19 protein-coding genes are annotated in these 20,675 nt (G+C 55.8%); 8 read left to right on the top strand and 11 right to left on the bottom strand.

The window, feature by feature from the left end; all coding sequences use genetic code 11:
* Positions 1 to 29: 29 nt before the first annotated feature.
* The 3 genes from radC (at position 30) to lon (ending at position 3,694) form a co-directional block, all read left to right on the top strand.
* Positions 30 to 716, top strand: a complete 687-nt coding sequence (gene radC / locus ACY692_RS04075; RefSeq protein ID WP_462324064.1) for a RadC family protein — start codon at positions 30 to 32, stop codon at positions 714 to 716.
* Between the two features lie 90 nt (positions 717 to 806).
* Positions 807 to 1,082, top strand: coding sequence for an acylphosphatase (locus tag ACY692_RS04070; protein ID WP_462324063.1), 276 nt, complete (start codon positions 807 to 809; stop codon positions 1,080 to 1,082).
* 182 nt (positions 1,083 to 1,264) lie between these two features.
* Entirely contained in the window at positions 1,265 to 3,694 is a 2,430-nt protein-coding gene (lon, locus tag ACY692_RS04065; RefSeq protein WP_462324062.1) for an endopeptidase La, read from the top strand.
* 311 nt (positions 3,695 to 4,005) lie between these two features.
* Here lon and ACY692_RS04060 read toward each other — a convergent pair whose 3' ends face one another.
* Positions 4,006 to 4,497, bottom strand: coding sequence for a CBS domain-containing protein (locus ACY692_RS04060; RefSeq protein ID WP_462324061.1), 492 nt, complete (start codon positions 4,495 to 4,497; stop codon positions 4,006 to 4,008).
* Positions 4,498 to 4,572: 75 nt separating this feature from the next.
* Positions 4,573 to 5,820: an HD domain-containing protein gene (locus ACY692_RS04055; protein ID WP_462324060.1), complete on the bottom strand. Its 1,248-nt coding sequence runs from the start codon at positions 5,818 to 5,820 to the stop codon at positions 4,573 to 4,575.
* A 497-nt stretch (positions 5,821 to 6,317) separates the two neighbouring features.
* On the opposite strand from ACY692_RS04055, the gene rplM reads away from it, so the two are divergent.
* The 4 genes from rplM (at position 6,318) to ACY692_RS04035 (ending at position 9,431) form a co-directional block, all read left to right on the top strand.
* Positions 6,318 to 6,746 carry a 50S ribosomal protein L13 gene (rplM, locus tag ACY692_RS04050; RefSeq protein ID WP_462324059.1) on the top strand — a complete coding sequence of 143 codons (429 nt, stop codon included), beginning with the start codon at positions 6,318 to 6,320 and terminating at the stop codon, positions 6,744 to 6,746.
* 24 nt (positions 6,747 to 6,770) lie between these two features.
* On the top strand, positions 6,771 to 7,163 hold the full coding sequence (gene rpsI / locus ACY692_RS04045; RefSeq protein WP_462324058.1) for a 30S ribosomal protein S9: 393 nt from the start codon (positions 6,771 to 6,773) through the stop codon (positions 7,161 to 7,163).
* A gap of 275 nt (positions 7,164 to 7,438) precedes the next feature.
* Positions 7,439 to 8,704, top strand: a complete 1,266-nt coding sequence (locus ACY692_RS04040; protein ID WP_462324057.1) for a radical SAM protein — start codon at positions 7,439 to 7,441, stop codon at positions 8,702 to 8,704.
* 151 nt (positions 8,705 to 8,855) lie between these two features.
* Positions 8,856 to 9,431 carry a DJ-1/PfpI family protein gene (locus tag ACY692_RS04035; RefSeq protein ID WP_462324056.1) on the top strand — a complete coding sequence of 192 codons (576 nt, stop codon included), beginning with the start codon at positions 8,856 to 8,858 and terminating at the stop codon, positions 9,429 to 9,431.
* A 260-nt stretch (positions 9,432 to 9,691) separates the two neighbouring features.
* On the opposite strand, the gene hcp is transcribed toward ACY692_RS04035, so the two are convergent.
* From hcp to ACY692_RS03990, 9 genes are all read right to left on the bottom strand, one after another.
* Positions 9,692 to 11,344 carry a hydroxylamine reductase gene (gene hcp, locus ACY692_RS04030; protein WP_462324055.1) on the bottom strand — a complete coding sequence of 551 codons (1,653 nt, stop codon included), beginning with the start codon at positions 11,342 to 11,344 and terminating at the stop codon, positions 9,692 to 9,694.
* A gap of 331 nt (positions 11,345 to 11,675) precedes the next feature.
* Positions 11,676 to 13,727 carry an elongation factor G gene (fusA, locus tag ACY692_RS04025; protein WP_462324091.1) on the bottom strand — a complete coding sequence of 684 codons (2,052 nt, stop codon included), beginning with the start codon at positions 13,725 to 13,727 and terminating at the stop codon, positions 11,676 to 11,678.
* Positions 13,702 to 14,601 carry a hypothetical protein gene (locus tag ACY692_RS04020; protein WP_462324054.1) on the bottom strand — a complete coding sequence of 300 codons (900 nt, stop codon included), beginning with the start codon at positions 14,599 to 14,601 and terminating at the stop codon, positions 13,702 to 13,704. Before ACY692_RS04020 ends, fusA begins: the two co-directional genes overlap by 26 nt.
* Before the next feature lie 318 nt (positions 14,602 to 14,919).
* Positions 14,920 to 15,651: an outer membrane protein assembly factor BamD gene (locus tag ACY692_RS04015; protein WP_462324053.1), complete on the bottom strand. Its 732-nt coding sequence runs from the start codon at positions 15,649 to 15,651 to the stop codon at positions 14,920 to 14,922.
* The gene (locus ACY692_RS04010) at positions 15,644 to 16,567 is read right to left on the bottom strand and encodes an NAD(P)/FAD-dependent oxidoreductase (RefSeq protein ID WP_462324052.1); all 924 of its coding nucleotides are present in this window, start codon (positions 16,565 to 16,567) and stop codon (positions 15,644 to 15,646) included. The genes ACY692_RS04015 and ACY692_RS04010 overlap by 8 nt, the downstream gene beginning before the upstream one ends.
* A gap of 2 nt (positions 16,568 to 16,569) precedes the next feature.
* Positions 16,570 to 16,890, bottom strand: coding sequence for a thioredoxin (gene trxA / locus ACY692_RS04005; RefSeq protein WP_462324051.1), 321 nt, complete (start codon positions 16,888 to 16,890; stop codon positions 16,570 to 16,572).
* Positions 16,891 to 16,993: 103 nt separating this feature from the next.
* Positions 16,994 to 18,052 (bottom strand): tRNA (adenosine(37)-N6)-threonylcarbamoyltransferase complex transferase subunit TsaD, encoded by a 1,059-nt coding sequence (tsaD, locus tag ACY692_RS04000; RefSeq protein WP_462324050.1) that lies wholly within the window; start codon positions 18,050 to 18,052, stop codon positions 16,994 to 16,996.
* Between the two features lies 1 nt (position 18,053).
* Positions 18,054 to 19,076, bottom strand: coding sequence for a class 1 fructose-bisphosphatase (gene fbp / locus ACY692_RS03995; protein ID WP_462324049.1), 1,023 nt, complete (start codon positions 19,074 to 19,076; stop codon positions 18,054 to 18,056).
* Between the two features lie 128 nt (positions 19,077 to 19,204).
* Positions 19,205 to 19,954: a hypothetical protein gene (locus ACY692_RS03990; protein ID WP_462324048.1), complete on the bottom strand. Its 750-nt coding sequence runs from the start codon at positions 19,952 to 19,954 to the stop codon at positions 19,205 to 19,207.
* A 282-nt stretch (positions 19,955 to 20,236) separates the two neighbouring features.
* Here ACY692_RS03990 and ACY692_RS03985 point away from each other — a divergent pair, with 282 nt between their 5' ends.
* Positions 20,237 to 20,662: a hypothetical protein gene (locus tag ACY692_RS03985; RefSeq protein ID WP_462324047.1), complete on the top strand. Its 426-nt coding sequence runs from the start codon at positions 20,237 to 20,239 to the stop codon at positions 20,660 to 20,662.
* The last annotated feature ends 13 nt before the right edge of the window (positions 20,663 to 20,675 follow it).

Below are 20,675 nucleotides of genomic sequence, written 5' to 3'. Positions count from 1 at the left end.
GGGTTGCCCGGCAAAGAATTCGTATTTATATGAAAAACCATCCCAAAAAGCCCCACTATCTCGAGCACCGTAAACGCCTAAAAAAACGCTTTGCCGACCATGGCCCCAATCTGGACGACTACGAGATCCTGGAGCTTCTGCTCGGCTATGCTATCCCCCGCAAAGATACCAAACCGCAGGCCAAGGTTCTGCTTGAACGGTTTGAGAGTTTGGGTGGTGTTTTCCGGGCCAGGGAATCGGAAATCCGGGCCATTGAAGGCATCGGCCCGTCCACGGAACTCTTTTTCCGGGTTTTGGAAGAATGCCGTGCCAGAATATCACAAACACCGCTGAACCAAAGGACGGTCTTCTCCAACCCAGGGGACGTGAGCGACATGGCCATTGCACGTCTGGGACGCTGTGAGCACGAGGAGTTCTGGACCATCCTGGTGGACAACAAAAACCGCTTGCAAACCTTTGAGAAGGTAAGCAAGGGAACCATCGACCAGGCCCCGGTATTCCCCAGGGAAATCATGACCCTGGCCCTTGAACACCGGTCTTCCGGGATCATCCTGGTCCATAACCATCCCGGCGGCGATCCCACCCCGTCATCCCAGGACATCCAGCTGACCAACAAGCTACAATCACTGGCCAAGGAAATGGGGATCAGGGTTCTCGACCATCTGGTGGTCGCGGAGGAAAACCACTACAGCTTCATGGAACACGGTCTTATGTAGATTTTATCCGGCCATTGAACAAAGCCCCATACTCGGTTATGTGTACAGAAATGTTCATGCCTTGATCACCACAACCTAAGGGGGAAATCCATGACAAAAAGCTTACAATGCGTTGTTACCGGTAAGGTTCAAGGTGTCTATTTCCGTTCCTGGACCCACGACCAGGCCAAGGCCTTGGGGTTGACGGGGTGGGTCCGCAATATCGGGGAAAACCAGGTCGAAATCCTTCTCCAGGGACCAGACGACAAACTGGAAGAAATGAAAAAACGGCTCATTCTGGGCTCGGAGCTCAGCCGGGTCGACAGTCTCGATACCAAGTACATCGAGTACGACAAGGAACACACCGCGTTCCAAATCCGCGGATAGCCCGCCCAGGACAACCTGCACGGCCCGCTCGAAACGACCGAACAAGGGAGGTGAACCTTTCCCGGCATGGGACTGGATCACCTCCCTTTATCCCGAAGCCGGGTCATTCCCCCCGAACACAGACCGACGTCGACCAGGGCTACGGAACATTGGTTACAATCATCTTGATCAAGGAGAGATACATGAGTGACGACAAAAAAGATATCCCTTCTCCCCCTCCCCAAGAGGAGGAGGCCGAGGAAAAAGCCCCCGTGGATGTCGAGATACTCGACACGGACACCCCGGGTGAATCTGACATACCGGCCTCATTGCCCGTGCTTCCCGTCAGGGACATCGTGGTCTTCAATTACATGATCCTTCCCCTGTTCGTGGGCAGAGAGAAGAGTGTCCAGGCCATCGACGAGGCACTGAACCGTAACCGCTACGTCCTTATTTGCACCCAAAAAGACGAGAACGTCGACGATCCAACCACCGATGATCTGTTCACTACGGGCACCGTGGGCATGATCATGCGCATGCTCAAGATGCCCGATGGTAGGCTCAAGGTATTGGTCCAGGGACTCGCCAGGGCCAGAATCGCGGAATTTATCCGTCACGATCCCTATGACGAAGCCCGCGTGGAAATCATCGAGGAACAGGAAATCTCCGAGCTCGGCCCCGAACAGGAAGCATTGCTGCGCACGGTCAAGGAACAAACGGAAAAAATTCTCACCCTGCGGGGGATCGACACCAGCGAAATCATGTCCGTACTAAACAGCGTCAACGAACATGGTCGGTTGGCGGATCTCGTTGTGTCCAATCTTCGCGTCAAACCCCTGGACGCACAAAAGATACTCGAATGCGAAGATCCCGTGGAACGTCTCGTCCTGGTCAACGAACAATTGGCCAAAGAGGTCGAAGTGGCCTCCATGCAGGCGAAGATCCAAAGCATGGCCAAAGAAGGCATGGACAAGGCCCAACGCGAGTACTTCCTGCGGGAACAGCTCAAGGCCATCCGCAAGGAACTCGGAGATATCGGCGAAAATGGGGAAGGTGGAGAGTTCGATGACATCCGGAAAGCCCTGAACAAGGCCGGACTGCCGGCCAAGGTCAAGGCCGAGACCGACAAGCAGCTCTCACGGCTCGAAGGGATGCACCCCGACTCCTCAGAGGCCACGGTTATACGGACCTATTTGGACTGGATCGTGGAGATCCCGTGGAAAAAAATTTCCAAGGATCAGCTGGACATCAACAAGGCAAACAAGATCCTCGACGAGGACCACTACGGACTGGACAAGGTCAAGGAACGCATCCTGGAATACCTGAGTGTACGCAAACTCAATCCCAAGATGAAGGGACCGATCCTGTGCTTTGTAGGTCCTCCCGGTGTTGGAAAAACCTCTTTGGGAAGATCCATCGCCAGAGCACTGAACAGAAAATTTGTCCGCATGTCTCTGGGCGGCATGCGCGATGAGGCCGAAATCCGTGGTCATAGACGGACGTATATCGGGGCCATGCCCGGCCGGATTGTCCAGGGAATGAAGGAGGCACAGACACGCAACCCCGTTTTCATGCTCGACGAAATCGACAAGGTCGGACAAGATTTCCGCGGTGATCCGTCCTCCGCCCTGCTAGAGGTCCTCGACCCCGAACAGAATAACAGCTTCACTGACCACTACCTGAATGTCCCGTATGACCTCTCCAAGGCCATGTTCATCTGTACGGCCAACATGCTCGACACCATCCCCTCGGCACTGCTCGACCGGATGGAAGTCATCCGGATTACCGGGTACACACAGCAGGAAAAAATAAAGATCGCCAAGCGGTATCTTCTCCCCCGTCAGATCAAGGAAAACGGGATCAAGGAAAAGGATATCCTCATGAGCGATGCCGTCATAGGAAAAGTCATCCAGGAATACACCCGTGAAGCCGGACTCCGGAACCTGGAACGGGAACTAGGGGGACTATGCCGCAAAATCGCCCGCAGGATCGCCGAAGGGAAAAAAGGTCCGTTCAGGATAACCCCCAAGGGGGTATCCAGATTTCTTGGTCTCCCCACATTCATGGATGAGGACCGGGACAAGGAATTGCCCCCCGGAGTGGCCCAGGGATTGGCCTGGACCCCCTATGGGGGGGAGACCCTTTACATCGAGGTGAGCCTGCTCCCCGGCAAGGGCAAATTGCTCCTGACCGGAAAACTGGGCGACGTAATGAAGGAAAGTGCCCAGGCCGCCCTGAGTTACGCCCGGAGCAAAGCCGACGAGCTCGGCCTGGACAAGGATTTTGCAGAAAAAAAAGATATCCACATCCATGTTCCGGCAGGGGCCACCCCCAAAGACGGCCCTTCGGCAGGGGTCACCCTGGTCACGGCCCTCATCTCGGCCCTGACCGACAAACCCATCCGCACCGATGTGGCCATGACCGGAGAAATAACCTTACGGGGCCGCGTCATGCCGGTTGGCGGGATCAAGGAAAAGGTTCTCGCCGCTGTGGGTGCGGGCCTTAAAAAGGTGATCATTCCAGCCCAGAACGAAAACGACTTCAAGGAGATCCCCTTGGAGCTCCGGCGCAAGATACAGGTCAAGGCCGTCGAAAATATCGACGAGATCTGGCCGGAGGTTCAAACGGATTGAGGAAAAAAAGGACAGAGGATATACGAGATATGCTGCCGTATATCTCTACAAGGGGCGGACCTGTATGTCCGCCCCTTTTTTATGCGGGCAGGCCGGCGTTGCGCCGCCCCCCCCTTTTTCGGCTGTCCAGCCCATGGGGGCCACCTTAAACTGCTGACGACCAGAGGCTCGGCGTTCCCAGAAAAAACACCATCCCTCCCCCAAAAACAATGCACGAAAAAAGGCGCGGCACTATCAAATCGTTGCCGCGCCTCTCTCTATTCCCCCAAGAAACTGTCACCCCGGTGACCGTTCTTTTGACGATTCTTTCCCTATTCCTCCTCCCAAGCCGTGGCATCCTTGCTGATTTCCCGGTAAAGATCCCCCAGAAGCACCACTCCGAGAATCCTCTCCCCGTCTTCGACAATAGCCCTTCCGCGGCGGTAATCCAGGAATATTTCCAGGACCCTGGCCAGGGGCTCGTTGGGATTGATCCTGGGAACATCCACCTGCATGAACTCCCCAATCTCCACCTGGGCGCAGGTCACACAGGCGTGCTTAAAGGCATTGTCCCAGTTCACATCCCTCTCGCCCTTGCCCACATTCTTGAGCAGACAGGGGCCAATGGCCTGAATGATGTTCCACATGGACAAAACCCCCTTGAACCGCTTGCGGTCCTTGGAGAGTACCAGGACAAAGTTATTGTCCGGATATTCCTTGCGGCTCTTCTCAAGGGCCTTGATAACGCTGGTCAGACTGGCTCCCTCAATTACGGCGGGATAATCCTCCCGCATGACGTCCCAGGCTCGTTTGCGAAGCAGCATATTTCCCCCTATGCATGGTGTTCTATGGACAAGCCCCGGAGACCCGTCCATTAGACGTGGTTATGGCCCCAATGCTCAATCGAAATCTGCCAAGAGTCCACCGATGTGCATGGTCTCGGTCAACGAAACCTGCTGGTATTTCTTGCGGATCTTCCACAGGGCCTGTTGGAGTTGGTCGTTGGTGATGCCATTTCTCGTGGCGGTATACGCCTCGATGAACGCGGCAAGATCGTCACAGATCTTGAGCATGAATCCGTCTTTTGGATCGAATTCATTCTTGTTGAACTCCTGCTGGAGCTGTTCCCACTCGACCTCCCGGGTTTCAGCCCCCTTATAGATGGTCGAGGCGAATTCCGACCCCACCTCGACCCCCAAAAAATATTTGAGACGCCGGGAAAGCTCGAAGTATCCGCCCTGCTCCAGTGTCGAAAAAATCTTGCTGTCCAGTTCCTTGAACTCGTACTCCTTGATAAGATCACCGATGCGCTTCACCGAAGACTTTACCGGGGATATGATATCACGGGTCAAGAGTTCCGGTATATCGTGGAAGAGACCGGCGAAAAAATTGTTTACCCGGCGCGCCCGACACCCCCCGACCATGAGTGTAAAAAAGTACCCATAACAGGCCACGATGAACATGTGCCCGAGCACCGCGGTCTCCGGAATACGGGGAGTCTGGGACCAGCGCTGCTGGAACCGCAGCTGCCCGCAGAGCTGGGCAAACCGGCCAAGGGGGGACCTGTTACCCTGGGTCAATTCCCGGACCCCGTGCAGGTCCTGGAATCCAGCTATACCCTGGACAAAATTTTCCTCGATCTCCTCCATCTCCTCGTCCTTGGGATTGAGATCGCGGATGAGGTGGAATTCCCACTGGCTGGCCAGGAGATGTGCGGCCTCCAGTATCCTGCGTGCGGGATCCCCATGCGGGTCGGCATGCTCATAGTACCGGGTCATTTCATTCCAGAACGTATCACCCAACGACTGCACCCGGGGCTTGAGCTGCTCGAGAACCCAGCGTGTCAGCTGCTGGTAATGGGCGGGATTGGCCTTGATTTGATAGAAAACAGGTGGTTTGATATCCGTAATGACCAACCGGTAGAGATAATCATAAATCCCCCCCCTGATGATACGGTCTCCAAGATCGCCCCTTCCGGCCCTGTCCTCCTCCGAGCTATTGAGCATAAACAGAATCCAGGCCATGATCATCTTATGGGCCTGCTTGTCCACCTCCATGAGTTCCATAGGACGCATCTTGTCATTCCAGCGCTTCATGGAGGTTCCAGAAAAAACCAGCTGCAACAAACTCTTCCGTATACCCGGCATGTGGTTCGCCCCGTCGTTCCCGTAGTTAAAGATAGGCAGTCTTCCGCTGCGCCACTCCCGATCGCACCGCCTGGTCCACGAGAAAGCCGGGATCCAGGCCAGGCAACCATGCCACCCCGGATTGGCGCGCAAACGAACAATACAATATAACCATACGAAAGGTATAAAAAAATCGCAAGAACAAGAAAAAGATTTTTCTTCCTTGAGTTTTGCAGACAAAACCATTATCAGCACTCCTGCTTCTACAATGGATCTTTCCCACGATTCCCCCTGAGTACCCGGGAGATTTTGTTCTCCCGGTCGGTTCTCTCTTGAGAACAACCAGGCCGTTTTTGGGATCCCCGTCCTAGAAATACGGGCCTTTTACAACCATACACTCCAGCCACGAGGCTGGCCAACGACCTGCTGGACATCCGGTTACGGCGAGGTTCATGCTTGACATGTGCCCCAAAATTGCCTAGCTGGTCTCTTTTCAGTCTGTCACAGGAGCTCATGCAATGAAAACATATAGTCCCAAAGCAAGTGAATTGCAGCATAATTGGTATGTTGTCGACGCCACGGACAAGGTCCTCGGCCGTCTGGCAACGGAAGTGGCCGTGTACCTGCGGGGGAAACACAAACCCGAATTCGCCCCACACATGGACAATGGCGATTTCGTGATCGTGGTCAACGCCGATAAGATCAAGGTGACCGGCAACAAGCTCACCCAAAAAAAATACTACCGTCACTCCGGGTATCCCGGAGGTCTCAAGGAAACCGATCTGCGCACCCAGCTCCGCTCCAAGCCGGAACGGGTCATCGAGCACGCGGTCAAGGGCATGCTCCCCAAGAACGCGCTGGGACGGGCCATCTTCAAAAAACTCAAGGTCTATGCCGGCCCCGAGCATCCCCATGCGGCCCAGAATCCCGCTTCCCTTGATATCTAAAAATCCTGCACTTCGGAGAACACAATGAGTCAAGATTTCTTTTATGGCACAGGACGTCGGAAAAGCTCCGTCTCCCGGACCAGATTGTACACCGGCAGCGGCCAGATCATCGTCAACGGCCGTTCCATCGACGACTATTTCCCCAGGGCCACCCTGCAGTTGATCATCCGTCAGCCCCTCAAGCTGACCAAGACCGTGGACAAATTCGACATCAAAATCCGCGTTGCAGGCGGCGGCCTCACTGGCCAGGCCCAGGCCGTCCGTCACGGCATCAGCCGCGCCCTGCTCGACTATGATCCCGAGTTGCGTTCCGCCCTGAAAAAGGCCGGCTTCCTGACCCGTGATCCCAGGAAGAAGGAAAGAAAGAAATACGGTCTGCGCGGTGCCCGTGCACGCTTCCAGTATTCCAAGCGTTAATCCGTCACGGCTGTCGTTACGTATGTACCAAAAAGGCAGGGCACACATGCCCTGCCTTTTTTTGTGCTCATCCGCCCCGGACGGATCCACCTGCAATCCACGGTTTTTTAACGACCATAATCCATTGCAGACGAAAAATCGCTACACGCGAATATAATCCGACCACGAAAAGTTCATCCTCCCCTCCCAGGTTCAAGGAGGGACCACCGGGGAACGATTGCGATCCATGCCGTACGCCTTCACCGGACGAGCCCCATTGTTTACCCCCTACCACCATGGCCAAAAAACACATCTCCCCCCGTGCCCTGTTTGCCGACAAGAACGGCCAGATATACGACCACCCCGAACTGCTCATGGTTTGCCGTCGCGGGAACCAGCTCACCCTGCCCAGGCCAGACGAGCTCATTCCCCTGCCGGCAGAAAGTGACCTCTACCTTCTTCCCGGACGCGACGCATTGGGTTTCGATCCGGAAATCGGGCAGATGGAAGTTATCGGAGAAGGGACAGCCGTAGCCGGTTTTGTCTGCCCATCCTACACACTTTCCGCCACCACGGCCTATCAGCAGGCCGGCGAGAACGTCCCCCCCCTGCCCCTGTTCGCCTACGGTGCCATCGGCTATGCCGGAGGCAAATTCTGGGTCACGGCCAAACAGGTAGATACGGACAAAAGGCAGGTCTTCTGCAATATCCCGTGCGAACGTATCGAGGCCGGAGCCAACAAGCTGATGAAAACCTTCCCGGACAACCGGCTGGTCACCCACCTGGCCAAATGCGCCCTCACCTACGGGTGCCCTGCCGCCAAGAACTTCGCCCTGGGCCGTTCCGAAGCCCCGCTGCCTACATCCAGAACCTGCAACGCCCGGTGCGTGGGATGCATCTCCCTGCAGCCCGAAGACTCTGGATTCCCCTCCTCCCAGAACCGTATCTCCTTCCGACCGACCGCGGAAGAAGTCTGCCAGGTCATGCTCCACCACAACGCCCGGGAAAAACGGGCCGTGTACTCATTCGGGCAGGGCTGCGAGGGCGAACCCCTGACCGAGGCCGTGCTCCTGGAAAAATCCATTGCAACATTCAGAGCAGGAGGCGGCAAGGGCACGGTGAACATAAACACCAATGCCAGTCTCCCGGAAACAATGGCCCCCCTGGCAAAGGCCGGACTCTCCTCCATCCGCGCGAGCATGAACAGCGCCCGGGAAGAGATGTACAATGCTTACTACCGCCCGGCATCCTTCACCTTTTCCGACGTCAAGGCGACCATCTGCCAGGCCAAGGCCAACGGTCTCCATGTCTCACTGAACTACCTTTTCTTCCCGGGCATCAACGACACCGAAGCCGAACTCGACGCCCTGATAGGCTTTCTCCAGGAGACAAAGGCCGATTTCATCCAGATGCGCAACCTGAGCCTGGACCCGGAAATCTACCTCTCCCGCCTCCCCGATTCGGCAAACAGTCCGGTCATGGGTCTCAAGAATTTCATGAAACGGATCAGAAAAAATTGCCCCTGGATCAAATTCGGGTACTTCAATCCCTATCTGGGATAATGACTCCAACGTAAAGGCTGCTCATCCCCGCAGATCGGGGTGGACCCCACCTGGATTTTGTCCGTCAATATTGGTATAGCCACAAAAACTTCGGGGAACTCGCATCCCTGACGAACCAAGGACCTTTCACCTTACAAGCGGAGGCTGGACAATGAGCAAGATTCTCATGTTGGTTGGCGATTTTGTGGAAGATTACGAAGTCATGGTTCCTTTCCAAGCCCTTTTGATGGTCGGTCATGAGGTGCATGCGGTCTGTCCGGACAAGAAGAGTGGCGACGCGGTGCGCACCGCCATTCATGATTTTGAGGGGGACCAGACCTATTCGGAAAAGCCCGGACATAATTTTACGCTGAACGCGGATTTCGACGCCATTCGGGTGGAGGACTACGACGCTCTGGTCATCCCCGGGGGCCGGGCACCGGAATATCTGCGCCTGGATCAGGACGTCATCGCCATGGTCAAACATTTCGGCGAGACCAAGAAACCCATTGCCGCCATCTGTCACGGTCCTCAGCTTCTGGCCGCTGCCGGGATTCTTTCGGGCACCAAAAGCACAGCCTACCCGGCTGTAGGCCCTGACGTCACCTGCGCCGGATCCACCCTGGTGGACTGCGCCATCGACGACGCGGTGGTGGACGGCAACCTGGTCACGGCCCCTGCCTGGCCCGCGCACCCTAAATGGTTGGCCAAGTTTCTGGACGTGCTGGGGACGACCATTACCCTGTAGGCACGTAAACAAATACCATCCTAAAAAAAGGCCGCTGTCCGGATCCGGACAGCGGCCTTTTTCCTGTGTGGGATTATTCCTCAAACACGGGTCCCGTTCCCTGCCCCGTAGATACTCTGTCCGAGAGCAAGATTTTCTTCTGTTGTCGAGTCCTGAAAAAAAGTTGTCACTTTTTTACGCTTCTCTCTCCTGACCGGGGACCTGTGTCGGCTTGATTACCCAGGCCGTTGTTGTACCATTTCATTGGGAATCGCTCGTTGCTATTTCCCGGCCATCATGGCTGCCACGTCCCCTTCCACATCACCAATGGGCTTGATATCGAAATTCTCCACCAGCACCTTGGCCACGTTGGGGGAGAGGAAGGCGGGCAGGGTCGGGCCGAGCCGGATGCCCTTGACGCCCAGGGCCAGCAGGGCCAAAAGCACGGCCACGGCCTTCTGCTCGTACCAGGCAATGTCGTAGGAGATGGGCAGATCGTTGATATCGTCCAGACCGAAAACGTCCTTGAGCTTCAGGGCGATGACGGCCAGGGAATAGGAATCATTGCACTGTCCGGCATCCAGAACACGGGGGATGCCGCCGATATCGCCCAGATCCAGCTTGTTGTACCGGTACTTGGCGCAACCGGCAGTGAGAATGACCGTGTCCCCGGGAAGAGCCCCGGCAACATCCGTATAATAGCTTCTGCTCTTCTGACGTCCGTCACACCCGGCCATGACCACGAACCGCTTGATGGCACCGGACTTGACAGCCTCCACCACCTTGTCGGCCAGGGCCAGAACCTGGTGATGGGCAAAGCCGCCCACGATCTTCCCGGTCTCGATCTCGATGGGAGCGGGACATGTTGTGGCCTGTTCGATGATTGCGGAGAAATCCTTCTCCCCGTCTTCGGCCCTATCCGCAACATGGGGAATCCCGGGATACCCGGTCATGCCGGTGGTGTAGATGCGGTCATTATAGGTATTCTTTTTCTTGAACGGAATCAGACAATTGGTGGTCATGAGGATGGGTCCGTTAAAGGACTCGAATTCCTCATTCTGATGCCACCAGGACCCGCCGTAGTTGCCCACGAAATGGTCATATTTCTTGAATGCGGGATAATAATTGGCCGGGAGCATCTCGCCGTGGGTGTACACATCCACCCCCGTGCCCTCGGTCTGTTTGAGGAGCTCTTCCATGTCCTTTAGATCATGACCGCTGATAAGGATACCCGGGTTGTCCCGTACCCCGATGTTCACCTCGGAGATCTCGGGATTGCCGTAGGTGGACGTATTGGCTTTATCCAGCAGGGCCATTCCCTCCACCGCGACGTCACCGGCCTTCATGACCATGGCGACCATCTCGTCCACGGACAAGTCCTTGGTGGTCGAGGCCAGGGCTTCCATATAAAAGTTGAAAACCTCCTCGTTGGTGTACCCGAGCACGGCGGCATGATCCCCGTAGGCGGCAATCCCCTTGAGACCGATGACCAGGAGTTCGCGCAAGGACCGTACATCTTCGTTGGCCGTGGACAGTACGCCCACGCTCTTGGCCTTTTCCGCGAATTCCCCGGGGCGGTCCGCAGTCCAGGTGGCGGCATCGGGAAGCTCCCCGCCAAGCGCATCGGGATGAGCGGCCAGGATGCGGGCTTTGAGGTCGTCCCGGAGCTCCAAACCCTGACGGACCATGGCGATGAACCGGTCATCATCCCAATTTGCATTGGTGATGGTGGAAAACAGGGCCTGCCCGATGAAATGCGCCTCCGGCCCCACGTCCATACCCAGTTCACAGGCTTTTTCACCGTAGACGGCAATGCCCTTGGTCACGAAAATAAGCAGATCCTGCAGGTTCGCGGTTTCCTCGACCTTGCCGCACATACCGCGGACGGTACATCCCTGGTTTTTAGCGGTCTCCTGGCACTGAAAACAAAACATGGTTCTTCCTCCTGGTTATAGGTCCACGGTTGTGTCCGTCTGTTGGAACCCAACCTACCCCATTCCAAGACACCTTCCTTGACCTGCGTCAATCCGTGGCGGGGTCGATGGGATTTGTCAGATTCTAGCACACCAGGGTATAGAATCAATCATTCTGACACCGGACGAAAAAACCCCTCCCGGAGCGGGTATAGCCATCCAGGAGGGGGTAAAAAAGGTGATTTTTCAAACGTAAAACTGCGGCCAAGCCGCAGTTTTACGTTTTAGGTTTTACGTTCATTCGGTTGTAAAATTTTCTTGTTTTTTATGGCAGACGTTCACGAGTGAGGGACTAATCCAGCACGTCGAATCTTTCAAAAGTCATGGACAACCCGGCACGGCCCTGGGTGGCGGAACGCAGGGACGTGGAGAAGCCGAACATCTCCCGGAGGGGGGCCAGTGCCTGGACGGTCTTTTGTCCGGCCCGGTCGAACATGTTCTCGATCCGGGCCCCCTTTATTCCTAAAAGCGAGATGCAATCGCCCACGAATTCCTCGGGAACCCCGATCTCCACGGCCATGATCGGTTCCAGAAGCAGCGGGCCGGCCTGGCCCAACGCCTGTTTGAGGGCGGATACTGCAGCCATGCGGAATCCCACCTCGGTACACCGCTTGTCCGTATCCTCTATATCCAGGACCATTACGCGGACATCCTGGACCGGATAGCCCTTGAGCACTCCACTTTGCAGCCCGTCCTCAACACCCTTGTAAACAGCATCCAGGAACGCGGCCGAGCAAACCGTATTATCCACCTCACTGACAATATGGTTGCCCTTTCCGCGGGCACGGGACGCAACGGCCAAACGGACATGTCCGTAATGTGATGTCTCCCCGAGTTCCTTGTCAAAGACCGCATCGGCCTCCCCGCTCCCACCGATGGTCTCCTGGAATACAACCTGGGGATTGCCCGCGCGCATATCCACCTTGAACTCACGTTTGAGCCGTCCCAGGACGACATCCAAATGCAATTCCCCCATACCGGAAAGGATGGTCTGGTCGGTGTCCTTGTCCCTGCCCGAAACAAGGGTCGGATCTTCTTGGAGAATCTTGCTCAAGGCCTGGTCCAGCTTTTCTTCCTCAGTGGCGTTCTTGGGCTCCAGGGCCAGAGAAATAACCGGCTTGTACGCGCTGATCCGCTCCAGAATGAGGGGGTCGTTTCTGGAACACAGAGTGTCCGCGGTCCTTGTGTTCTTCATACCGGCCGCAGCCACGATCTGTCCCGCGCGGGCAGTGGTCAGCTTTTCCCTATGGTCGGCATGCAGGAGGAACAACCTGGCCACCCGCTCATCCCTGTCCTGAGTGGCGTTGTAAACCGTCTGACCGGCCTCGATTGTCCCCGAATAGATCCGCATGAGAACGGTCTTGCGGCCAGAAGCCATACTGACCTTAAAGGCAAGGGCGGAGAGCGGTTCCTTGGGGGAAACCTCGAACCTCTTGGCCTCCTTTGACCGGGGATCGATGCCCTGGGCCGGGAAAACGTCCAGGGGGGACGGAAGATACCGGTTCACTCCGTCCAGGAACGTCTGTACCCCGATATTCTTGAGCGCCGACCCCGCAAAAACAGGAACGAAATCCATGGCCAGCGTCCCCTTGCGGATGGTCTCCCGGATCAGGTCCTCCTGGATGTCCTCCCCGCCGAGATAGATTTCCATAAACCCGTCGTCATGCTCGGCAAGGGTCTCAAGGACCCTTTCCCGCCATGGCAGGGCCAATTCCTCCTCGGCCCCGTCCAGTGGATGCCACGAGTACGCGGTGCCCCGGCATTCCTGGTCAAAGACAACCTTGCGCATGGAGAGGACATCGATGACGGCGTTGAAACCGCTCCCTTCGCCCACCGGTATCTGCAGGGGCAGCGGGAGCACATCCAGCTTGGTACGCATGGATTCCAGAACCGCGGCGAAGTCTGCACCGGCCCGGTCCATTTTGTTCACAAAGGCCAGTTTGGGGATCCCGTATTTGGCGGATTGCCGCCAAACGGTCTCGCTCTGGGGTTCGACACCGCCTACGGCACAAAAAACGCCAACAGCACCGTCTAAAACACGCAAGCATCTGTCCACCTCGATAGTGAAGTCCACATGGCCCGGGGTATCAATGATATTGATCTCATGATTGTCCCATGTACAGGTCGTGCATGCCGAGGCAATGGTGATCCCGCGCTCCTGTTCTTCGGGCATGTAATCCATGGTCGCACTGCCGTCATGGACTTCACCCATGCGGTGGATCCGTCCGGTATAGAACAGGATCCGCTCGGTCAGGGTCGTCTTGCCCGCGTCGATGTGTGCAATGATGCCGATATTACGGAGTTTTTTCAGATAGGAATTAGGTGCGGCCATGTCTTTCCTCATCGTGTTCTGGGTCATTACCATGCCAAATGACAGTGGTGGTGGAAAACGTCCCGGGCGTGATCCCAGGCCAGAGCCATCCCCCTTCTTGCCCGGGACCAAATGTCGGGACCAATGGTATGCGTGAAAAATCATGCGTACGGGGTAGATAGAGCGCCCCAAAATCACAACGCATAAAATCCTTTAAGGATGCCCCACGCCGTGTAAAATGGTCGGGCAGATTCCCCGGGTCAGCGCCCCCCACATGCACCCGGGTTCCCTCCAATGTCCAGGCGAGGGTCTCCCAATCCCAGCTGCGCACGTCAGGATCGACCCAAACCCCTGCCCGCTGCTCAGCTCCGGGCGACCATACATCCATACCGAAGCTTCCATCCTTTGCCAACGACTCGAGAGCCGGCGCACCCAGGCAGAAAATCTTGCCGCGAGAGCCATGGCCCCGCCAAAACGTCCCAACCAATCCGGGGAGTTCTCCAGCGGCTGCAGCAAAAACGTTCTCCTGCCCGGCCAGCTCCATGGCAACGAGCAGGGGGACGGGGAATGACACGGCTCCGGTGGTTTCCCGAACCACATAAACATGTTTCGTTCCGGAGAGGAGCATGGGCATGATCAATGCCAACAGCTGAGCGGGAGAGGCAAATGTCTCGGAGAGGACCACAAGCGACCAGTCAAGCGGTTTGGTGACCGAGGTGGTGGCACTCCCCTGGTCCCAGTGGATGGTTTCGGAACGTTCCTCCACCCTATCCCTCCCCCAGTAAAGATGGAACCGGGCGATCCATTTCTTGAGTACACTCCGCCTTGATGGATCAAGGGCCGCATAGGCCTCGGCAAAGAGCGCGTCATCAACAGGTATAACGTTTAGGTCGTTTGATATATCCATAGATTTCCCTGCAGTGTGTCTGGAACAAAAATAGCGGCTTTCGCCGCTATTTTGTATTGCTATTCTGGATAGTTCGTCAATGGGTATCTCGGAAAAAGCCGCCCCCCGAAAGGTCCCGGATCAAATCCGGGATGGCGCTGCCTGCTCCCAGCCGTGGGGCCTGCGATCAGGCAACTTGGTACAAAAGCACAGCCCATCTCCAGGACACAGGACAAAAAAAGGGGCACCCGCAAGGAGTGCCCCTACAAACTATGTGGACGGATCAGGACATACAACGTGAACTCCCTGTATCCTACATTTTATATTAGCCCCAATCTCTTACAACCAATCAAACCACCGCTTCCAGCTCCCCTGCTCCTTTTCCCGAACAAGGGTGGAACGGGTCTCCTGGTACTTGACATAGGACTGCTTGGCCCTGGAGAGGGCATATTCGACGATATCCGGAAGATCCGGGAAGTGGGCCACCACGTATTCATACCGCATCCACGCGGACTCGTACCGCTCACTGCGCCAATAAAAATCGGCGACAAAGATCTCGTGTTCGGCTATATACCGCTTGCACTTGAGTATATATGTATCAGCCTTGGCAGAAAACTTGGTTCCTGGATACTCCGCCTTGACCCGGCGGAAATATTCCAGTGCCTCGGCGATATTGTCCTGGGGGAGATCAATGGACTCGAACTGGTTGTAGCTCGATATACCGATCTGGAGCAGCACGTAGGGAATAGACTCGTTACGAGGGTGCAACGATTCGAATTCTTTGTATGTTTCTGCTGCTGCCCGGTATTGTTCGTCCAGAAAATAGGCGTCCCCGAGGCTCAATTCACCCGCTGTGGTGAACGGGCTGAAGGGGTATCTATCCCGGAGTTTTTGGAAGTATTCGATGGCCTTGGCATACTCCTTCTCCTGCATGGCCCCGTTCCCCAATTCGGCCAGTTCCTGGGCGGTGTCCTCGGGCGGGGAGAGAAAAACGTAATCTATCACCCCACAGCCGGAGCAAAACAGCACCATCAGGCTCAGGCAAAAAAACTGCAAACTTCTTTTAACCATTGAGTTTTTCCAGATAAAGGCCCGCGCTGTGCGCGGCTGTCGCACCGTCGCCGACCGCAGTGGCGACCTGACGGCATGTTTTGGAGCAGATGTCCCCGGCCGCAAAGATACCGGGTACATTGGTGGCCATGGACATATCCGTGACCAAAAACCCCCCTTCGTCCCGCTTGACCATGGACGGAAGGAACGTTGCGGCCGGTTCGAGCCCGATAAAAATGAACGCGCCACTGACCGGCAGGGTCCGTTGGGTACCGGTTTTGACGTCTTCGACCTGAAGACCGTCCACCCCGTCTTCCCCTTCGAACCGTTTGGGAACGGCGTCCATCACCAGTTCTATCTTGGGATGGGCCAGGACCTTGTCCTGGTAGATCCGATCGCCCCTAAAACATTCCCGGCGATGGACCAGATAGAGTTTATTGACAATTTTGGCCAGATACAGGGATTCCTCAAGGGCGGTATTCCCGCCGCCGATACAGGCCACATCCTGTCCACGGAAAAAATTCCCGTCACACAGGGCACAATAGGAAACCCCCTTTCCGGTCAAGCGCTCTTCACCGTCAATCCCGAGCTTGCGCCACTTTGCCCCGGTACATACGACCATGGCTTTGGCACCTATCCATGTGTCCCCCACCTTGATCTGGTGGTTCCCAGGTTCGGGACGGACCTCTACCACCTCATCATGCAGCCGGTCCATTTCGTATTCTTCCACATGTGCGGCAAAGAGATCGGCCAATTCGTATCCCTTGATTCCCTTGGGAAAACCTGGATAGTTATCGATGACCTCGGTGTTGAGGACCTGGCCGCCCGGGGCCAGTTGTTCGATCCAGGCCAAAGAGACACCCGCCCTAGCAAGATAGAGGGCGGCCGTGACACCTGCCGGACCGCCCCCAATAACTACCGCGTCATAAACTTTCATGATTACAGAGCCTTTTCATCTATCATCTGCTTGAGGCTCGTCTTGGAGACCGCACCGGTAACCTGTTCGACCACCTCACCGCCCTTGAAAAGGATCAGAGTAGGAATGGCACGGATACCATATTTGCTGGGAGTTGAAGGATTTTCATCCACATTCATCTTCACGATATCCAGTTTGCCTTCATACTCCTGTGCGAGTTCCTCGACAACAGGACCGATGGCTCTGCAGGGGCCACACCAAGGTGCCCAGAAATCAACCAAGACCGGCAGGTCATTCTGCAATACTTCTGTCTCGAATGTGCTGTCCGCTACCTGATTTGCCATGTCATTCTCCTTTGGTCATGTAGCCACCCGCACCAAGCGGTAAGCGGCATTTCGGTTTTGGTTATGCGTGAATGATTGTAAATAGTGGCCTACCTGGATCCTGTCAACTCCCATAGTCCCACGCCATGGGCTTACCCCGGGGGATAGCCTCCAGATCAAGGGAGTGGAAAAGTCCCGCTCGGGCCAGGATTTCTCCATAAAAGGCGATCATGGCACCATTGTCCGTGCACAGCCCGGGGGACGGCAGCAAAAGGGCCTTCCCCCGCTTCCTGGCAACCGAATCCATGACCCTGCGGACAACGGAATTGGCGGCCACCCCCCCGGCGACATACAACGCCTTGGAGTCAGGGTAACGATCCAGGGCCCGCTCCGTCTTTACCCGTAATGTTTCGGCAACCGTCCATGTAAACGAGGCACACAGCCGGGATAACTCCGCCGGAGGTTCGTATTCCGGATCGAGGACCGTATCCATTGACTGCATAACGAGGTGCGGATGCTTCCGGACATGCTGCAGGACAGCGGTCTTGAGGCCACTGAAGCTGAAATCGAGATTGTCGTTGTTCAAATAGGGACGGGGGAAAAGCCGTTCCTGGGCAAGACCTCTGTGCCCCAACCGATCGATATGTCTCCCTCCGGGATAGGGAAAATTGAGAAGTTTCGCCACCTTGTCAAACGCCTCTCCCGCTGCATCGTCCAGGGTTCTTCCGACGAGTTCGCAGTCCAGGGGAGAGCGCATGTGGTATAGATGGGTGTGCCCCCCGGAGACGAGAAGGCCGATGGCCGGAAAGACGGGTTCTTTTTCAAGCCCCACTGCCAAAAGATGGGCCAGAAGATGGTTCACACCCGTCAGGGGAATCCCGCGCCCATAGGCAAGCCCCTTGGCAAATCCGAGTCCGACGAGCAGACTCCCAAGCAACCCCGGCCCCCTGGAAACGGCCACGCAATCGATGTCCGCTACCGACAGACCGGTCTGCTCCAAAAGACCATCCATGATCGGATGCAACCATCTGAGATGTTCCCTGGATGCGAGTTCCGGGACAACCCCTCCAAACACGGCATGCATATCCACCTGAGAGGCTATCCGCTCACCCAGAAGGCTCCCGTTCTCCACCAGCCCCATGGCGGTTTCGTCACACGAACTTTCAATCCCAAGGCAGAGCATGCTAGTTGGCGGCCCCTAGGTGTTTGGCATATATCTCCTGCACCTTTGCCACCTCATGCCTGGATCCGACAATGAGGGGGACACGTGCGTGGATTTCCTCGGGTTCAATGTCCAGGATACGGCGGGTTCCGTCGATGGCCATCCCTCCGGCCTGCTCAGCGATCATGGCCATGGGAGCGGCCTCGACCAGATACCGGAGTTTTCCCCGCGATTTCTTGGGATCACGATGGTCCCTGGGATACATGAATATTCCCCCGTAGAGCAGGTTACGGTGGAAATCCGAGACGAGCGAACCAATATACCGCATGGAATAGACCTTACCGTTATGGTTGCCCGGGGATTTGAAATACTGGACCGACTCACGGGTTGGTTCGTCCCAAAAATCCCAGTACCCCTCGTTGACCGAATAGATCTTCCCCTCCTCGGGGATACGGATATTCGGATGGGAGAGCAAAAATTCACCAACGCTCGGATCGAGGGTGAACCCGTTGACCCCGTTTCCGGAGGTGTACACGAGCATGGTCGAGGACCCATAGATGACATATCCCGCAGCGATCTGCTCCGCGCCCTTTTGGAGCACCTCGCCAAGGGTGACATTTCTTCCGCTCCCCCCCTTGCGGCGATAGATCCCGAAGATGGTCCCGATGCTCACATTGGCATCGATATTGGCCGATCCATCCAAGGGATCAAAGGCCAAAAAATAATCCCCAACGGGAAAAGTCTCGGGGATCTCGACGAGATCGGCATTCTCCTCGGAGGCCATGGCACAAAGCACCCCGGCCCTTTCCAGACGGTGGATGAGTACGCGATTGGCGTAATCATCCATTTTGCGTACCTCCTCTCCCTGGATGTTCACCTCACCGGTCTTGCCCAGAATATTGAGCAGCCCGGCCTTTGTGACGTCCCGGGAAATGAGTTTTGCCGAGAGAACGATCTCGTTGAGAAGACGTGTGAACCGCCCGGTTGCCATGTCCGATTCCCGTTGATGGACAAGAAGATGCTCCGTGACCGTTACCTGACGCATAGACCCTCCTTGTTTCGCTGTTCCGTCCTGACGTTGGCTCATTCCATCCATAATTTCCGGGCCTCTTTATATTGAAGGAACATGTTTATGCATACCGAAAAAAAACATTCAGTTCAACCGGGGAGCGGTCATCCGCCCTGGATCCGTGAGATGTATACCAACCAACGGCCGGCAAGACTCCGTCCCAACCAGAAAAAAGTTCCCTGGGACGTTGAAAACCTGCCGCTGCTCCGATCCTCCAAGAGGCTCGACCAATCGTGGTTGGCCAGTCCCTGGATGTCTTTGGCATACCCCCCGGGCCACAGGACCTCCCGGTCTTGTCCCAGGATGACCAGCTTCTGGGGCGACGGGCTGTAACCGGCCAGTTTTTCAAAGGCAAAAGATACGATGAGGCATCCCTTCCAAGCACTGTCCTTGAAAAAAGGCATGGCCAGGCAGACAATATTCCCCGCATCGGAGGCCAGGATGGTCGCCCTGGGTAGGCGGTCCTTCCAATCATCCCCGCCGCACAGGGAAGCGTAGTCGATCCCACCACCGTATCCCGGATCGATTTCCCTCTCTGCCAGGACCTCACCATGGACGTTGACCGCAACGATGTTCCCGATCCATGGGTAGCGCTGCAAAAAAACATCAAACCATTCGTCCCGCGGATAGGTGTCCTGGGTGGAAAGATCCCGCTCAAGGGCGTTCAGCCTCGTGTCCACGGGCACAAACAGATCGGCGAACCCAGTAGGTGCGCATTCCTCATCGGCCTGGACAGCCAGATCCACCTTGGGGGTGGGATTGATATAGTCCTTATACCAGCGTTTACTCGTCTTGAGCATGGAACATCCCAGGCAACACGAAAGGCAACAGACCAAAAGCAGTAATCTATGCATACGTCTTACTTCCTCCTCTGCATGACAAATCGATTTGATTATTTATAACCGGTGGTGTAGGCAAGTAAAAAGTCTTTTATGTATCTTATATGTGACAATATCTGGCAAACATTGAAACGGACGGGGGCAGCGTTCCGGCCCGGGGCCGAGAAGTCGTGGAGGGACGGGGTTCGTTCCATATGGAGCCCAGGAACATCCACCCCTCCCGCGGTATCGGTTTGAGAAGAAAAAACTTCCGCTTCCTGTTTGTTCACCCCAACAATATACCAAAGGAAAAACACCATGATCATCTTTTATTCCTGCATCATAGTGCTCGTTTTCGGGATTATCGACGCCTTCGTCTTCAAGGGCCTCAAACAATGGGAATCCAAACGGCTCTCGGATCTCCAGGCCCAGGAAGAAGAGCTCGTCCGCAGATACAAAAAAATGGTCCAGGAGACCCAAACACTCAAATCACAGGCGGAATCCGCACACCAGTCCGTGCCCAAAGACCAGGGTCAGCCTGCTCCGGACAAGGAATCTCCAAAACAACCCAGTCAGACGAATATCGCCATGCAACTCTTGCAGCGGTCGCTCATCACCAGGCAACAACTCCAAAAGGCAAAACAATACCAAAAAAGTATTGGCCGGGGCAAACCCATCGAGGAAATCCTCGTCCTGCTGGGCTCCCTCGATCAGGACACCCTGGACGAATTTCTTGCATCCTGATCGCCTGAACATA

It is taken from the genome of Desulfoplanes sp. (genome assembly GCF_054921335.1).
The sequence above is the reverse complement of the archived record's forward strand: the minus strand, read 5'-3'. Positions and strand labels throughout refer to the sequence as shown.

What these genes read in the sequence shown, in the direction of transcription:
- radC (WP_462324064.1), top strand. Translation starts at nt 30, where the DNA reads ATGAAAAACCATCCCAAAAAGCCCCACTATCTCGAGCACCGTAAACGC.
- ACY692_RS04070 (WP_462324063.1), top strand. Translation starts at nt 807, where the DNA reads ATGACAAAAAGCTTACAATGCGTTGTTACCGGTAAGGTTCAAGGTGTC.
- lon (WP_462324062.1), top strand. Translation starts at nt 1,265, where the DNA reads ATGAGTGACGACAAAAAAGATATCCCTTCTCCCCCTCCCCAAGAGGAG.
- ACY692_RS04060 (WP_462324061.1), bottom strand. Translation starts at nt 4,497, where the DNA reads ATGCTGCTTCGCAAACGAGCCTGGGACGTCATGCGGGAGGATTATCCC.
- ACY692_RS04055 (WP_462324060.1), bottom strand. Translation starts at nt 5,820, where the DNA reads ATGCCGGGTATACGGAAGAGTTTGTTGCAGCTGGTTTTTTCTGGAACC.
- rplM (WP_462324059.1), top strand. Translation starts at nt 6,318, where the DNA reads ATGAAAACATATAGTCCCAAAGCAAGTGAATTGCAGCATAATTGGTAT.
- rpsI (WP_462324058.1), top strand. Translation starts at nt 6,771, where the DNA reads ATGAGTCAAGATTTCTTTTATGGCACAGGACGTCGGAAAAGCTCCGTC.
- ACY692_RS04040 (WP_462324057.1), top strand. Translation starts at nt 7,439, where the DNA reads ATGGCCAAAAAACACATCTCCCCCCGTGCCCTGTTTGCCGACAAGAAC.
- ACY692_RS04035 (WP_462324056.1), top strand. Translation starts at nt 8,856, where the DNA reads ATGAGCAAGATTCTCATGTTGGTTGGCGATTTTGTGGAAGATTACGAA.
- hcp (WP_462324055.1), bottom strand. Translation starts at nt 11,344, where the DNA reads ATGTTTTGTTTTCAGTGCCAGGAGACCGCTAAAAACCAGGGATGTACC.
- fusA (WP_462324091.1), bottom strand. Translation starts at nt 13,727, where the DNA reads ATGAGGAAAGACATGGCCGCACCTAATTCCTATCTGAAAAAACTCCGT.
- ACY692_RS04020 (WP_462324054.1), bottom strand. Translation starts at nt 14,601, where the DNA reads ATGGATATATCAAACGACCTAAACGTTATACCTGTTGATGACGCGCTC.
- ACY692_RS04015 (WP_462324053.1), bottom strand. Translation starts at nt 15,651, where the DNA reads ATGGTTAAAAGAAGTTTGCAGTTTTTTTGCCTGAGCCTGATGGTGCTG.
- ACY692_RS04010 (WP_462324052.1), bottom strand. Translation starts at nt 16,567, where the DNA reads ATGAAAGTTTATGACGCGGTAGTTATTGGGGGCGGTCCGGCAGGTGTC.
- trxA (WP_462324051.1), bottom strand. Translation starts at nt 16,890, where the DNA reads ATGGCAAATCAGGTAGCGGACAGCACATTCGAGACAGAAGTATTGCAG.
- tsaD (WP_462324050.1), bottom strand. Translation starts at nt 18,052, where the DNA reads ATGCTCTGCCTTGGGATTGAAAGTTCGTGTGACGAAACCGCCATGGGG.
- fbp (WP_462324049.1), bottom strand. Translation starts at nt 19,076, where the DNA reads ATGCGTCAGGTAACGGTCACGGAGCATCTTCTTGTCCATCAACGGGAA.
- ACY692_RS03990 (WP_462324048.1), bottom strand. Translation starts at nt 19,954, where the DNA reads ATGCATAGATTACTGCTTTTGGTCTGTTGCCTTTCGTGTTGCCTGGGA.
- ACY692_RS03985 (WP_462324047.1), top strand. Translation starts at nt 20,237, where the DNA reads ATGATCATCTTTTATTCCTGCATCATAGTGCTCGTTTTCGGGATTATC.